This window comes from Nostoc sp. DedQUE05 (genome assembly GCF_034530955.1).
Classification (GTDB): domain Bacteria; phylum Cyanobacteriota; class Cyanobacteriia; order Cyanobacteriales; family Nostocaceae; genus Nostoc.
Map to the genome: position 1 here is coordinate 99,958 of NZ_JAVRCB010000009.1, position 15,280 is coordinate 115,237.

Genomic DNA, 15,280 nt, shown 5'->3' on the forward strand with positions numbered 1-15,280 from the left:
GCATTTAAAATTACTAATTTGTCAAAATTTACCTGACAGACTGCGGAATTTCAGGTTAAATGTTTTAAAGTATGCACTCTGCTAGAGTTGTCGGGTATTATTCGTGACACAACAAGATCAAAAACCCTCTCGTTCTTTCGCTGGAATTGCTGGCATTGTTGCCGCAGCCACATTAATTAGTAAAGTCTTCGGTTTAGTGCGGCAGCAAGCGATCGCTGCCGCATTTGGTGTTGGTGCTGCTGCTACCGCCTATAGTTATGCCTATATTATCCCTGGCTTTCTATTGATCTTACTCGGTGGTGTCAATGGGCCATTACACAGTGCGCTCGTCAGCGTTTTAGCCAAGCGGCGGCGAGAAGAAGCGGCTCCTTTAGTGGAAACCGTGACAACGCTGGTAGGTGGAGTGCTGTTGCTGGTGACAGTGGCTCAAGTTTTATTTGCGGATGCGATCGTTGATTTAGTCGGTCATGGTTTGGAGGCGACGACTAGAGCGATCGCTATTCAACAACTCCGCATTATGGCCCCGATGGCTTTATTTGCCGGTTTAATTGGCATTGGCTTTGGTACTCTCAATACAGCCAATCAATATTGGTTACTCTCCATTAGCCCTTTATTATCCAGTATTACCGTTGTTGGCGGTCTTGCGATCTTGGCGATGCAACTGGGCAAGAATATTATTAAACCGGAGTACGCTTTAATCGGGGGAATGGTCTTAGCTTGGGGAACCTTAGCAGGAGCGATTCTCCAGTGGGTAGTGCAGCTAATTGTCCAGTGGCGGTTAGGATTAGGCACATTACGCCTGCGGTTTGATTTTAAATCCCCAGGCGTTCAAGAAGTTATCAAAATCATGACTCCGGCAACAGTTTCCTCTGGAATGATGCCAATTAATGTTGCCACTGACCTTTATTTTGCTAGTCCTATCCCTGGTGCGGCGGCAGGATTTAACTATGCCAATCTATTAGTCCAAACTCCTTTGGGGATTATTTCTAATATCATTTTACTGCCTCTATTACCGATATTTGCCAGACTATCTGGCCCCGAAAATTGGCAGGATTTAAAATTACGGATTCGCCAAGGACTCCTACTCACTGCTTTTACCATGCTACCGCTAGGGGCGCTGATGGTGGCGCTATCTGTACCCATTGTACAGGTGGTATATGAGCGCGGTGCTTTCAAGCCAGAAGCCACACAGCTAGTTTCATCCTTACTAGTAGCTTATGGAATTGGGATGTTTGTCTATTTGGGGCGTGATGTTTTGGTGCGGGTATTCTATGCTTTAGGCGATGGACAGACACCTTTTCGCATCAGTATTTTTAACATCTTGCTTAATATTTTATTAGATTGGTTTTTTGTTAAACCTTTTGGCGCTCCCGGTTTGGTATTAGCAACAGTGGGTGTAAATTGTAGCTCAATGTTAATGCTGTTATGGTTACTCGATCGCAAACTCAATGGTTTACCTTGGCGCGAGTGGAGTTTGCCGATTCTGGGTTTGGCTGGTGGTAGCGTGGTAGCTGGGGTAGCAAGCTATGGGACTTTGGTTGGTTCTCAGCAGTTGTTAGGTAAAACGGGTTTACTGATTCTGGTGTTGCAATTGTGTATATCTGGCTTCGTGGGGATTGCAGTGTTTGCGGCGATCGCTTCCTGGCTGAAAATACCAGAAGTAAATATTTTTATCTCTCGTCTACGTCAGCGCTTTTTAAAGAAATAACTGTTATAGCACAAGCCAACGTGGTTAGGACATTAACAGATGATAAAACTTAGACACAACAAGACTTTTCACCCAATCCCCAGTCACCAGTCCCCAGTCCCTTGCTATATCTAAATATTTCAGTTGTTACACCCAGGTGGGTGAGAAATAATTCAGCCACTTGGGTGAACCAGGTGCGTGAGGTTACATTTTGTAAAAAAAGAGATTCTAGTACTAGAGAACATTGATTTTACCTAACTCTAGTGAGAATAACTTTATGAAACTGACAAAATTAGCTGCCTCTTTCTTTGCTGCTGCTTCCATTGTCCTCTCAGCCGGGATTGCATCTGCTCAAACAGCAGTTACTAACGGTACTAACGGTAATTACATCGGTGCTGGTGTTGCTGTTGGTGCAACCAGTGGCGGACAAGGAAACGATGAAGCACAAATTGGTGGTAATATTCAAGGACGATACGCCGTACCGAATGCACCTGTTTCACTGCGGGGTTCTGTGTTGTATGGTGGTGATGCTGCTGCAATTATGCCCATAGTGACTTATGATGCGCCCATCGCCAAAAATACTAACGTTTACTTCGGTGGTGGTTATTCCTTTGTAACTGACGAAGGTCAAAAAACTCCATTGGGCAATCGGAATTCACCTGTAGTCACCCTTGGGATTGAATCAGAAGTTAGCAAAAATGTCATTGCCTACGGCGATACTAAATGGGGTATTGACGCTTACAGAAATAGTGATGCTGATGCTGTCAGCTTCCAAGCCGGATTAGGCTATCGCTTCTAGTAATTACGAGCTAGAAAACGGCCTATTCACAAGCTAAAGCAATGCTGTTTACCAGCCGTAATAGTAATTCATTCTTTCATACCTGAGTATTCTATTCAGGTATGAATAATTTTTATTGATGATTTTGATAAAAAATGATATTGGCTAGTATTGATACTTTCTTTTAAAGTGAAATGAGTAATTGAGAATACACGTATAAGATATTACTCATGAAAAAGATTAATCCCACTCCAGAAATAGTTGGTGAAACAACTGACGTAGAATCTTGGCTGATGCGAGCGGGGCTAAGATTTTCCGACTTAGGTAACAATGCTGCAAGTATTGCAATCCGTAGGCAATGGCGAGAATACCAAGCCGCAGTTCACAGATGTTGTGTAACCCTACATCAACCACCATCACGCGTTCAACTAAGCGGCGACTATGCCAGCTTGAGAATACCTGGCTCGGCATTAACTAATTGTGAGATCGATCGCCTGTCGAGTCGTCCCTAGTCCTTAGACTAATAATCCTGTTGTACGCCGTTTACTACTGGCTTAACTTGCGAAAATGGATCGGTGCCGCCACCCCAGTTAAAGTCACTAATTCGGAAGCTGATGCCGCCTAACTCCAACACCGGATTGTAACGTAAGGTGATGCCATAGGTGCGACGGCTATATTCCAAAATGTAGTCGGTGCTAGTTTCCTTACCAGTATCCAAGTTAACAGATGTTTGAAAGCCTAAGCGAAAAGGGCCGTAGATTTGCTGTGATATTCCAGCAGTCAATACTTTGTTATCAACGGAGCGGTCAAACAAAAAGGGTGATAATCCGCTATTTAAGCCTTGAGAGTAACTGATATTAAAGGCGGTATAGTCGAAAAAAGGTCGGGAAAAATGGCCAATTTGCCCTTGTAAGCCAATTGTACTAGTTAGAGTACTTTGGTTATCACCATTGGTGTAATAGCTGGTAGTGCCTGTGAGGCTAGCGATCGCTAGCAAGTAAGGAACTACAGGAGTAGCGGTGTATCGTAACCCCTCACTGGCAGTGGGTGGTAATGGTTTTCCCTGCCACAGCAACAGCCCTCTACTGAGAGTCGCACTGCCTTGTAAACGACCAAGCGAAATGCGATTGTTTTCCCGCACTGGTTCTAGCAAGTCTAGGCGATCGGTGTTGGCATCAATATACTGGGCACTTGCCTGGTAGTTGAGGTTGATACCACTTTTTCCTAAAGGAATCACCGGAGAGGTAATAATGCCGCCAAAACTGCTCTGGACAGTTTGAAAACCCAAAGTACCGTTGTAGAGACGATTGCGGTAGTTATATTGCACATTCAATGTGTGGGGAAGAGAAGTGCCTAATATCTGACGCAATCCTAAATTCACCCGCAAATTATCTTCCACGTCATTCAAATTAAAACTAGTTAATTCCCCATTTCCCTGAATTATCGTCCGTGGACTCAAAACAGAATTTATCTTGGTTTTCACAGCAAACAGTGAGCCTAAGTCACCCACGCCTTCTTGCACACCTCTCTGTAATAATAACTGGGGCGTAATTGTCCAGCGTGTCTGCTCTGTATCGATTAGTGGAAAGCCACGCTCAATATATAAACCACCCCGATCTTCTCCATCGTAGCCGGGGGAGACTATTGCAGGTGAAGCGTCCCGCTCTCGGCGGTCAATAGTACGCTCATTCAAAGGAATTGGTAAGGAGACTGTTTGATCCAATACCAAACGCTGTCGCTGTGTCCTGATGCGGTCTACCAAAGGTGATTCTCGCGTCAAAGTTACTTTATCTGCGCGTAATTCTAATTCCGGGGGCGAAAAAGGATCGTTGGTGATGCGGACATTGCTTGCTTGCCAGCCTTGCGGATAAAAATCAATTTGTTCAGCTTCAAACCTGAGCCGATTGACTACACCCCCTGTTTTCGATCGCGGGATGTTGCTAGCATCTGACTGACCACCAAATGTCACATTAATTCCTCCAGGGCTACTCACACCGGAAAGGGGCTGATCGGCTCGAATGCGATCGCTAGGCGGAAGTCTTGAAACTCCACCAGCACTTATAGCTGTGGGTGAAAAAGCAAAATCTGTTTGGGCTGAGGGTACGTAAATTTCTCCTCTACCATTTTCCAGTTCCCCACGATCTTGAACGAAGTTATAGGTGAAGCGTTGTCCGCGCAGTATTTGATCGCCCCGGGTTAAGGTGACGTTGCCTTCACCCGCAGCGATCAAGTTGTCCAAATTAACTTGCAAGCGATCGGCATCCACCACTGCCCCATCAAATCGCACAACTACATTACCTACAGCTGTAATAATTCGCTGTTTCTCGTCATACTCTTGCCGATCTGAAGTGACTTCTACAGTTCTTGGCCCGGCTGGCGGTGTGGTAGCTGGCGCAGTTGTACCAGATGGTTGAGCTTGTGGCTGAGTGGTATTTACTTGTGGTGTAGGCGTTGGTACTTGGCTTTGTTGCTGGACTTGAGACTTAAATTCTACAGCGATCGGCGCTGAGAGTTTGTTTGTCGGGTTACGAGACTTAAATGTTATAAGATTTTGTACTGATTGAGAACTCGGTGCAAGATCGGCAGCAGATACAGAGATATTGTCTTTTTTTAGAGACTGTTGTGCAGTAATATCGCGTTGCTGTTTTTGTTGAGTTAACTTCTCAGCTAAAATTTCCGCCTTGGATTTAACTAATTTATTGCTGTTTGTGACAGTTGGGGCAATTTGCAGAGGGCGTGGAGATTGGGCGACAAGTGGGCTTGGAGAAACTTTATAGCTAAAGCTAGAAGAGTCCAAAAAGGTTGGTTTTGCTCCACCACTAGAGTTTGGAGGTAGCGTAGACGCAAAGCAGCTTGTCGTCAGACATCGCTGACCGAGTTTTTGAGAAGCTTCACCCTTTGCGTCTTCGTCTAAAGCCTCCGCTCCAACTTTTCTTTGCATCTCCCGTTTGCGCAGTGCCGACATCAGAAGTTCCGAGTGGCGGGGTTCGACGCTCGGACTTGTCTTTGTGTCTTTTTTAACTTGGCGATTAGAGGTTGTAACCTCTTGCGTGGGATAACCAACAACCAGCGGCTGTCCCAAAAGCCCAGCAGTTGCAGAACCGGGGAGTGGAGAACTTTCTGGTGGAAAGGTTTCTGGTGAATGAGGTGCAGAAGAAGTTTCAGCAACTACCAAGCGATCTTGAGTTGAGTTTATCGGAGTTGACAATAAAAGATCGCTCTTAGTGTTACCCGAAATTGCCAACTGAGCCAAATTCTTGGGCTGCTTGGATTTGTCTGTCTTTTCGTGTGTTCCAGTATCTACACCTGAAAGAAACTTTGTATGACTAGCAGACGAGGCGGGATTTACAGGTTGTAAAGATTCAACGATAGGAGGCGGATTAGGTGGCAGAACTGGATGAAGCATAAGTGAGCAAAATCGGGCTAACAAACAGCCAAATGACAAAGGGAAGGATAAACATACATTTTGCCTTCCGACTGTCGCCTTCTGCTACCTACAGCAAGCTACTTGGAGAAAGAAACTTACTAAATTTTCGCTTAGTAAGTTTCCGTGGCGTTTAGTATTTTCCGCCTTCCAAAGTCGCGGATAATTTATCGCCCTTTTACTCTAAGTCCCGACGGCCGGGGTTACGAGCTGGATCGTTCGACAAAAATCCAAAGATGAAGATAGTTACGAAGAAGGCAACAACAATATAAACAGCGATTTTTAAAGTCAGCATAGAAATATCTCCAACGGGTAAAACAAAGAAAGCTTTTCTTTCAGTATCTGCAATGCAGAAAAGATAGCTACTTTATATTACCCAAATCTCGTCCCTTTTTTAGAGGACTCTGGGGACTCAAGACTAGGAATGTCTACCCTACGGTTATTGATAATGTACAAGATGTCAGTTGTCTGACTTGTAGATGCCCTTAAGAAAGATAACTCAGAGGCGTTTACCCTTGTGACGTTGACTGATGGCAAAGGTTTCCCAAAAAAGGCAACAGGTTACAGGGGATAGTTACTATTCCCCATGCCTTTCAGCAGTGCTGAGTTAGGAGTGCTGAGTTAGGAGTTATTATTTCTCCCCTGCCCCCCTGCCCCTCTGCCTCTTATACCCCATGCCCTATTTCTCAACTTGAAGCTTTGCTATATCTTTGCCAATTCGGTTTTTGATTACTCGTGCAGGTGTGCCGACAGCAACGGAAAAAGCAGGAATATCTTTATTAACAACTGCTCCTGCACCAATAACACTGCCTTTGCCGATAGTAACGCCATCTAATACTGTTACTCCATGTCCTAGCCAACAATCATCTTCAATCACAATTCCCTTGCGAGTAACACCTTGGTATTTAATCAGCTCCATCGGATCGGCAAAATTATGATTATTGGCATATATCCCTGAATGGGCAGCAATCATGCAGTGTTTACCAATTTTAATGTCTCCTGGCCCCTCAATACATACATTAGGAGCAATGAAGGTGTCTTCATCAATATGTATATACGTATCTTCTAAAGACCCGATATCAACGTTACGTTCAATCGCAACTCTATTTCCTAGATGAATTTTATTATTTTTATGTCCTCTCGCATCCATCCGCACACCCTTGAAAATATAGACTCCTGTGCCGATCTCAATACAAGAAGTACCGTTAAATTCAACACCATTTTGAATATATACTGGGCTGTCTATCTGGCCAAAAATACTACGATATCCTAAATTACGCAACTTTGGGCCGAGAAGAAGTGTTGGAATATCTCCTAATACTGTAGTTACTAAAAGTTCTTGCACGCGCTGCAATTTGGAAAAATATTGCTCGTTCTGCATGGCTACATATCTCGTTAATCAATTGTTGTTGACAGTGTTTAAAGTTGTTTTGACTGTATTCTAATCTTCTACCAATACCAATAGACTATGTATGTATTAATACATGAGCTAAGTAGCAATATCACCAAAATTTCCCAAGATTTTTAGATGGTTTTACATTGAAAAACCAAAGTCTGGCTTTGACTATGCGAACAATTCTTGAGGTTAGATATGTAAAATTACTCAAGTAATATGCACAATTGCATTAAGTCGCTAGCAGATTTTGTACTATATGCACGTAAAATTTTGGCTTATGTTTCACAAAATCAATTAACAAAACAATTTCAGTGCATTGCTGTGTCAAAACTTAGACTCTAAATTGTCTGATGGAAAATTTGCTGGTTTAGATAGACTACTGTTTTGGTTCTCTGGCAAATTTGAAAAGCTTGCTACCGCTAACAGCACTCCTAAAGCAAATAGGGATAGTGTTGTTTGTCTTGAGGCTATTTACTCTCAAGCGGTTTTAGTTTTTTGAAACAATTCAGTTTCACAAACTATTTTGCAACAAAAAATACATTTAACTAGACTATATTCAAAGTTTAAATAAAATTTTTGCCTAGCATAACAATGTAATTATTGTTGGATTTTTCTGGGTATTGATGCCCAAATAAAATCCAATTAGGGTGGATTATCTCCCACATCAGCCATCACATTGAAGTTAACCATCGGTGCAAACAAGTAAGCGCTTCCCCGACTACTATGACGGCTTTCTTGCAACGAATTTCTAGAGTATGCTGCTCCAATCATGTTGCACACGGATGATTTACAGACTAGCCAATTCACGTTTGTAATGACATGAATGGTTTTTAAGAACAATTGTTTTTAACAATAGCACATTTTATTTTTAGTGGAACACTCTTATTAAATAAGTTGATTTCCAGATTGATTGTTGATGATAATACTGGAAATAAGTTAACTTTTTTACTAGGGCGATTTCTCCGGCAGGCAAAGCCTATGCTACTCTAAAATATTTTTATACACTTAGATAGCATCCATTAAGGAGGGAGATTTAAAAATGCTGTAAGTAGTTATTGGCATTTTGGTCTATATTGTTATCGTTACTATTTTATAATTGGGCGTTAAACTCAGAATGACATTTACTATACTTGTGACACCCTCTTCGTTAAAAAGCCAAAGTAGCTGAAAATTTTTCTCTTCGCTATTACTTGTATCTAAAAATTTATAAATCACCCATTCGGGTGAGCCAAGCGGGTGATGCGTGCTTGGTACTACTCATTATAAATTTTATTAGAAGAAAGCTAAAAGTAGCTTATTTTCGAGGATAAATCTGCAAAAAAACATCTAACTTCCCAAATTGAGGTATCGATTTTAACTCACACACTTGGTTCAAATTATGGCTTTAATTAAAGAAATTGTACAAGAAGCTCTAACTATCGGCTCTTTGAGTGTTGTAGCCGAAGATCAACTGCGATCGCAGCTTCAAGGTAATTATGACTCAGAAGACCTAGATGCCTGGATCATTTTACAGCGAGCGATCGCAGCAGGTGATGTAAAACTTGAGTCGCGCCGAAAAAAAGCTTCCCCATCTCCTAAAGCCAAGGACACTTCATCAAGTATCAAACTTGCTTATCAAATGGCAGCAGAACTCGCTTATGCAGCAGCTGTAGCTTTGACAATGACAAAAAATACTAAAGATCAGCCTTCATTAGGTGCATAAAATAACACCTTTATAAGTTATTTTGCTGCTTTAGTGGAAATATTTAATACCAAGTAGTTAAAATAGGTGTAGCCCGCCCCAGGCATCGCTTTTCTTGATTAACTGCTTGGTAAGGGTTTCATCCGATCATTTATAGGGTTTCCCTTCTGTCTTCTGGCTTGAGAGTGCTAAGTAAAAATCCCAATCTTGAGAAGATTTTCCTGCAAGGCTTTTGAAACTTCTTTCATCGGGATTGCCTTCTTTGACAGCGCGGTTTTATGAAAAAATAATTAAAAAATTTAACTTCACTGGACACAGCTATGGGGAATTTTTACCTTCAGCCCAGACTCTCGATTGATCCCCGGAAGCAATACTAAAATAAATATAAATTATTTATTCAAAAGTAAATTTTTTTAAGTGATACATACCAGTAAATGATTAAATCTTAATATACCAAGTATATGGCTCAGAGTAAGGCACAGAATTAGAAACACCTTGGTGTAAACTTTAGCAACGAGGTTAAAAATAATTCTCAATGCTTAACAAAGTCATCGCTTTTTCACAAACTACAGTATAAAGAATTGGCAACATTGGTAAAGAGAGTAAACAATAACCATAGCTAAACTTGGAGTTTTGCCAACCTATGCAGCCAATTCGCACATTTAACGTATCCCCTTCACTACCGCCGCGACTCGAACCACTGCGGCGGCTAGCATATAACTTGCACTGGGATTGGAACGTTGATACTAAAGATTTATTCCGTCGCTTAGACTCTGACCTGTGGGAGTCTAGCCATCACAACCCAGTGTTAATGCTGGGTACTATCTCTCAATCGCGGCTTCTGGAAGTTGTCGAAGATGAAGGCTTTTTAGCGCAAATGGATCGAGCTGACCGTCAGTTAGACGATTATTTGCAAGAGCGCACTTGGTATCAGAAACAACGGGAACAGAAACCGAAAGAATGCTATGCCTATTTTTCGGCGGAATTTGGACTTGTAGATTGTTTGCCCGTCTATTCTGGAGGCTTGGGCGTTCTGGCAGGGGATCACCTCAAATCTGCCAGTGACTTGGGGCTACCGCTTGTAGGTGTAGGTTTGCTGTATCAGCAAGGCTACTTTGCCCAGTATCTCAATGCTGATGGCTGGCAGCAAGAACGCTATCTGCTCAACGATTTCTATAATATGCCCTTGCATTTAGAGCGCAATGCCGATGGTTCTGAACTGCGGATTGCGGTAGATTATCCAGGACGCAAGGTGTATGCCAGAGTTTGGCGCGTACAGGTGGGAACGGTTCCGTTGTATTTGATGGACACCAACATTGAACCCAACAACACTTACGACCATGACATCACAGATCAGCTGTACGGTGGCGACATCGATATGCGTATCCACCAGGAAATTATGCTGGGGATCGGTGGTGTGCAAATGCTCAAAGCTTTAGGGTTGAAAGTCACCGCTTACCACATGAATGAAGGCCACGCCGCCTTCTCTGCCCTAGAACGCATCCGCTTGCTGATTCAGGAAGAGGGACTGAATTATGCCCAAGCTAAACAGGTGGTGGCTTCCAGTAATATCTTTACTACCCACACGCCAGTACCAGCAGGGATTGACTTGTTTGCTCCCGAAAAAATGTTGTACTACCTGGGGTATTATGCAGAGATATTTGGGTTGCCCAAAGAGCAATTTTTAGGACTGGGGCGCGAGAATACAGGCGATTTATCCGGGCCTTTCAGTATGGCGGTGCTGGCGCTGAAAATGGCAACATTTTCTAACGGTGTCGCCCAACTCCACGGTGTGGTGTCGCGGCAAATGTTCCAGGGCTTGTGGCAGAAAGTGCCAGTGGAGGAAGTGCCGATCGCTGCAATTACCAACGGTGTCCATGCTCGGAGTTGTGTGGCGAAATCGACTCAAGAATTGTACGATCGCTACCTCGGCCCAAATTGGTCATCAGCACCACCAGATAGCCCATTGTGGGATCGGATGGACGCCATACCCGATGAGGAATTGTGGCGCAATCACGAACGCTGCCGTTTAGATATGATTTTGTATGTGCGGGATCATTTGGTGAAACATTTGACCGATCGCGGCGCTTCTGCCTCTGAAATTTCCCAGGCACAAGAAGTTTTAGATCCTTACGCTTTCACCATTGGTTTTGCTCGTCGCTTTGCCACCTACAAACGCGCCACCCTCTGGATGCGCGATCTGGATCGGATTAAGCGGCTTCTGCTGGCTAATAAAGACCGGAAAGTGCAATTCGTGATTGCTGGTAAGGCACATCCTAAAGATATCCCCGGTAAAGAACTGATCCGCGAGATCAATCACTTTATCCGCGAACAGCATTTAGAAAAACAGGTAGTGTTTGTTCCCAATTACGACATTCACATCTCCCGGTTGATGGTTGCGGGTTGCGATATTTGGTTAAATACACCGCGTCGTCCACGGGAAGCCTCTGGTACTAGTGGCATGAAAGCGGCAATGAATGGCTTGCCAAATTTAAGTGTGCTAGATGGCTGGTGGGATGAAGCTGATTACGTCCGCACAGGCTGGGCGATTGGACATGGAGAAAATTATGACGATCCTAACTACCAAGATGAAGTAGAAGCAAATGCTCTCTACGAATTGTTAGAGAAGGAAGTTGTACCGTTATTTTATGAACATCGGGATACTGATGGTTTGCCCCGTCCGTGGGTTGCCAAAATGAAGGATGCAATTCGGTTGAATTGTCCCTTCTTTAATACAGCGCGGATGGTCGGAGAATATGCTCTTAGGGCTTATTTCCCAGCTAGCGATCGCTATCATACCCTGACTGTTGATAACTATGCTCCAGCGAAAGAACTTGCCGCTTGGAAAGAAAAACTCAGCGAACACTGGTTCAACATCAGAATCAAAGATGTTGACGTATCGGCAGCTTCAGACATTGAAGTTAACCAAACCGTTGCTGTCAAAGCCAAGGTTGACTTGGCAACTTTGACGAATAATGATGTGCAAGTGGAGTTATATCAAGGTGCGATCGATGCCAATGGTGAGATTGTCAACGCTGTGCCAGTGGTGATGGATTACCAAGGCGAAGATGGACAGCAATTGAGTATTTACACTGGTAATATCATCTATACCGCTTCTGGTTTACAAGGTTTGTCTTTGCGTGTATTGCCCAAAAATAAAAATCTGGCTAATCCTTATGAGCCAAGGTTGATTGCTTGGGCAGAGTAAGAGTGCTGAGTAGTTCTTAAATACTCAAGATTAGGCGTTGCTGATTCAAGTTTAGCAACGCCTTTTATTATGCTACGCAGTCACGCCCAAAAAATAACTACTGCTAGAATTATTCCAGTCTCAGCTTTTTTTTCAACCCGTCGAACTCACGTCATCTTAGGGGTTTCAAAGGCTATTTTTATGTCTCGCTCAAGTTTTCTAGTTACCCAAAACACACCACAGATTCAGCAAGGCATCCTCGACTTCTACCTGAAAAAGGCTGACAGGTTTCGGACGTACTTTCCAGGAGGAGAGGAGTTAAGTGGCAGCAGACCAGATTTTTTAGCGCTTGAGGAAGTGTCTGTACAACCTTGGTCAGGAATGGTGGGCTGTATAGTTGTTGAAGGCACTTTAACGTCAGCAGCAAGAGCGCTCATCCGAGAACGCGGAAAATTTGAGAAAGATGGCTGCTATCATCCTTTGCAACTATGGAGCTATGAGTTAATCAATGACACTGAGGTGTTACTGCGGATCGAAGACTTTTCGGTTTGGATGGTCTTCGCTACGCTAGATGAGCTACAGAGCTTGGAGAAACAAAAGATTCCCGTCAGTGAATGGCAAGAAATTTCTTTTGAACCTGAGGAAGGAGTGACGCCACTGCCGATGGATGAAAATGACCTAGAGCAAATCACCCAGGCAATTAAGGGAACGTTTTTTCCCAAACACAATTAACTATAAATCTACAATACCCCGGTTGATTAGTCTAGTTTACTAGGGATAAGATATTGCGACGCGATCGCAATATCTAAATCAGAAGCAAGGACTTTAAAGCAGCATACGCGAAGCCTTTGCTCAAATTCTTTGAGGGATGATAATGTATCCAGTAGTGCGATCGCCTAATACCAAATTACGTTTTTCTCCCCAATACCACCAGTATGCAGCAACATAGGCGCAAATTAAGCTATCTAGTTTATCTTCGGTTGCTTTGAGAGCTGCACCTGTGGTGGGGATTTCAAGAAGAAACAAACCGCACAGGCGCAGAGGAGGAGAGAAGGAGGGGAGAATATCAAGAAGATAATTTTGGAGTTTAATTAGTTCTAGACGGCGCTCATTGAGTCGTCCTTTTTTGTATTTGAGGATGCGTTCTAAGTTGAATAGGTTAACGATTGCTGGGTGGGGGAAGACTTCTATTTGATATCTGCTGAGTTTTTGCGGTTCTATCGTGGGGGCGTGGGCAAAGCCGCGTGATTCTAATTCTAAGCCAAAGTTGATGGTGCGATCGGCGAAGGGTAAGTTTTGATTAGCTGGATAGCATCCCGCATGATATTTGCCAAAGTATTTGTGGCTGAGTTTATCGGGGAGACGACTCCCGGTAGCGTTGGGTATAAGGGTAGGTGCATCTACGGCAATAATGGCTGGCTCATCTGGTTGGACGCTGCGATCGATCCAGGTGAGGATGTCTGCAATGGCATCTTTGCGGTCTAGATCGAGTAGTTGCAGTTGTCCATCTATCCATTCTAAACAGCACAATCCACTTGGTTGAGATTTCCAGCCCAAATCAATGCCAATAAATTTCATGATTATAACACGAATTTGCGATTATTTTCGCATTTTTGGGGAAGCATTTATCTAAGTTTACTTGCTAAAAGTTGTGATAAATAATCTTATAATCTTAAGCAGCTTGTCTTAATTTATTTTATCTGGTAATAATTTAATCAAGATTATTCCAATGAAAGTTTTATTTTTACATCCCAATTTTCCCTCACAATTTCGCAACCTAGCGATGGTTTTGGGTAAAGATCCTAATTGCCAAGTTGTCTTTGGGACAAATCGTCGGGAAGGGGAAATACCCGGCGTTTTTAAAGCTATTTATACTCCTTCTCGTGAAGCTGCACCTCAAACTCACCACTACGTTCGCAACCTGGAAAATGCTGTTCTCACCGCTCAAGCTGTCTATCGCGTAGCAGAAAAATTAAAATCCGAGGGTTTCTTTCCAGATATAGTTTATGGTCATTCTGGTTGGGGGCCAACTTTATTTATGAAAGATGTTTTCCCCAAAGCCGAATTATTGTGTTATTTCGAGTGGTTTTATCACGCTCACGGTTCCGATGCAGATTTCGATCCCAACGATCCGGTGAATGTTGATGATGAATGCCGCATCAGGGTCAAAAATGCGCCGATTTTAACGGATTTATATAGCTGCGATCGCGGTCTTTCTCCAACTAATTGGCAGCGTCAGCAGTTTCCCAAAGAATATCATAGCAAACTCACTGTAATTCATGATGGTGTCGATACCAATTATTTTGTTCCCAAACCAGGTGCAAAGTTAGTTTTACCAAGAATAAATCTGGATCTTTCTCATGTCGAAGAGTTGGTAACTTATGTAGGACGAGGAATGGAACCTTATAGAGGTTTTCCACAGTTTATGGAAACGGTAGCGCTACTTCAGCAGCGACGACCTAAATGCCACGTGGTAGTTGTCGGAGAAAATCGAGTTGCTTATGGTAAAAATCTCCCTGATGGTCAGACTTATAAACAATTAATGCTAGAAAAATTAAAATCATCTTTGGATTTATCGAGGCTGCACTTTACAGATAGGCTACCTTACAATGAGTACCTTCAGGTTTTGCAAGCTTCTTCTGCTCATGTTTATTTAACCCGTCCTTTTGTATTATCCTGGTCAATGTTAGAAGTAATGGCAGCAGGATGTTTACTAGTAGCGTCTAAGACTGCGCCAGTTTTGGAAGTCGTACAAGATGGGATGAATGGACTGTTGGTAGATTTCTTTTCTCCTCAGAATATTGCTAATAGGGTTGAAGAGGCCCTGAATAATCCCCAAGAGATGCAAGCAATTCGTGCGAAGGCGCGAGAGACAATCATCAAGCGTTATGATTTGGCAAAACTGTTACCACAGCATTTGCAATGGATGTTCGCTGGTAAAAGTTCTGATAGTTTAAAAAAGCGCCCAGTTTCTAAAGGATTTGGCAAAAATTAGTCATTGATCGTTAATCATTGGTCATTGGTCATTGGTCATTAGCCTCTTGCATAAATATTTTTGCCTCAAGCAAAGGTGCAAATAAAAGTGTTAAAATAACTAATTTTGTAAGAATTATATTAATTATTATTT

The 15,280-nt window shown here is 42.9% G+C and carries 12 protein-coding genes; 7 read left to right on the top strand and 5 right to left on the bottom strand.

Features of this window, described 5'->3' with window-relative positions; translation table 11 throughout:
* Positions 1-103 precede the first annotated feature (103 nt).
* The 3 genes from murJ (at position 104) to RMZ42_RS08765 (ending at position 2,977) form a co-directional block, all read left to right on the top strand.
* Positions 104-1,708: a murein biosynthesis integral membrane protein MurJ gene (gene murJ / locus RMZ42_RS08755; protein ID WP_322671049.1), complete on the top strand. Its 1,605-nt coding sequence runs from the start codon at positions 104-106 to the stop codon at positions 1,706-1,708.
* 256 nt (positions 1,709-1,964) lie between these two features.
* A complete protein-coding gene (locus RMZ42_RS08760; protein WP_322671050.1) occupies positions 1,965-2,486 on the top strand; it encodes an outer membrane beta-barrel protein in 522 nt (173 codons plus the stop codon).
* Positions 2,487-2,695: 209 nt separating this feature from the next.
* Entirely contained in the window at positions 2,696-2,977 is a 282-nt protein-coding gene (locus RMZ42_RS08765; RefSeq protein WP_322671051.1) for a hypothetical protein, read from the top strand.
* Positions 2,978-2,985: 8 nt separating this feature from the next.
* On the opposite strand, the gene RMZ42_RS08770 is transcribed toward RMZ42_RS08765, so the two are convergent.
* The 4 genes from RMZ42_RS08770 to RMZ42_RS08785 all read right to left on the bottom strand — a co-directional run bounded on the left by RMZ42_RS08770 (position 2,986) and on the right by RMZ42_RS08785 (position 8,056).
* Positions 2,986-5,871, bottom strand: coding sequence for a DUF3769 domain-containing protein (locus RMZ42_RS08770; RefSeq protein ID WP_322671052.1), 2,886 nt, complete (start codon positions 5,869-5,871; stop codon positions 2,986-2,988).
* Between the two features lie 196 nt (positions 5,872-6,067).
* On the bottom strand, positions 6,068-6,184 hold the full coding sequence (locus RMZ42_RS08775) for a photosystem II reaction center protein I (RefSeq protein ID WP_041566417.1): 117 nt from the start codon (positions 6,182-6,184) through the stop codon (positions 6,068-6,070).
* 384 nt (positions 6,185-6,568) lie between these two features.
* Positions 6,569-7,270, bottom strand: coding sequence for an acyltransferase (locus tag RMZ42_RS08780; RefSeq protein ID WP_322671053.1), 702 nt, complete (start codon positions 7,268-7,270; stop codon positions 6,569-6,571).
* 657 nt (positions 7,271-7,927) lie between these two features.
* Positions 7,928-8,056, bottom strand: coding sequence for a hypothetical protein (locus RMZ42_RS08785; RefSeq protein WP_256091202.1), 129 nt, complete (start codon positions 8,054-8,056; stop codon positions 7,928-7,930).
* A gap of 607 nt (positions 8,057-8,663) precedes the next feature.
* Here RMZ42_RS08785 and RMZ42_RS08790 point away from each other — a divergent pair.
* From RMZ42_RS08790 to RMZ42_RS08800, 3 genes are all read left to right on the top strand, one after another.
* On the top strand, positions 8,664-8,987 hold the full coding sequence (locus RMZ42_RS08790; protein WP_322671054.1) for a hypothetical protein: 324 nt from the start codon (positions 8,664-8,666) through the stop codon (positions 8,985-8,987).
* Between the two features lie 622 nt (positions 8,988-9,609).
* Positions 9,610-12,174, top strand: a complete 2,565-nt coding sequence (glgP, locus tag RMZ42_RS08795; protein ID WP_322671055.1) for an alpha-glucan family phosphorylase — start codon at positions 9,610-9,612, stop codon at positions 12,172-12,174.
* Between the two features lie 180 nt (positions 12,175-12,354).
* Positions 12,355-12,885, top strand: a complete 531-nt coding sequence (locus tag RMZ42_RS08800) for a hypothetical protein (protein ID WP_322671056.1) — start codon at positions 12,355-12,357, stop codon at positions 12,883-12,885.
* Between the two features lie 120 nt (positions 12,886-13,005).
* Here RMZ42_RS08800 and RMZ42_RS08805 read toward each other — a convergent pair whose 3' ends face one another.
* A complete protein-coding gene (locus RMZ42_RS08805) occupies positions 13,006-13,731 on the bottom strand; it encodes a DUF429 domain-containing protein (protein ID WP_322671057.1) in 726 nt (241 codons plus the stop codon).
* Between the two features lie 151 nt (positions 13,732-13,882).
* On the opposite strand from RMZ42_RS08805, the gene RMZ42_RS08810 reads away from it, so the two are divergent.
* Positions 13,883-15,148 (top strand): glycosyltransferase family 4 protein, encoded by a 1,266-nt coding sequence (locus RMZ42_RS08810; RefSeq protein WP_322671058.1) that lies wholly within the window; start codon positions 13,883-13,885, stop codon positions 15,146-15,148.
* Positions 15,149-15,280 lie beyond the last annotated feature (132 nt).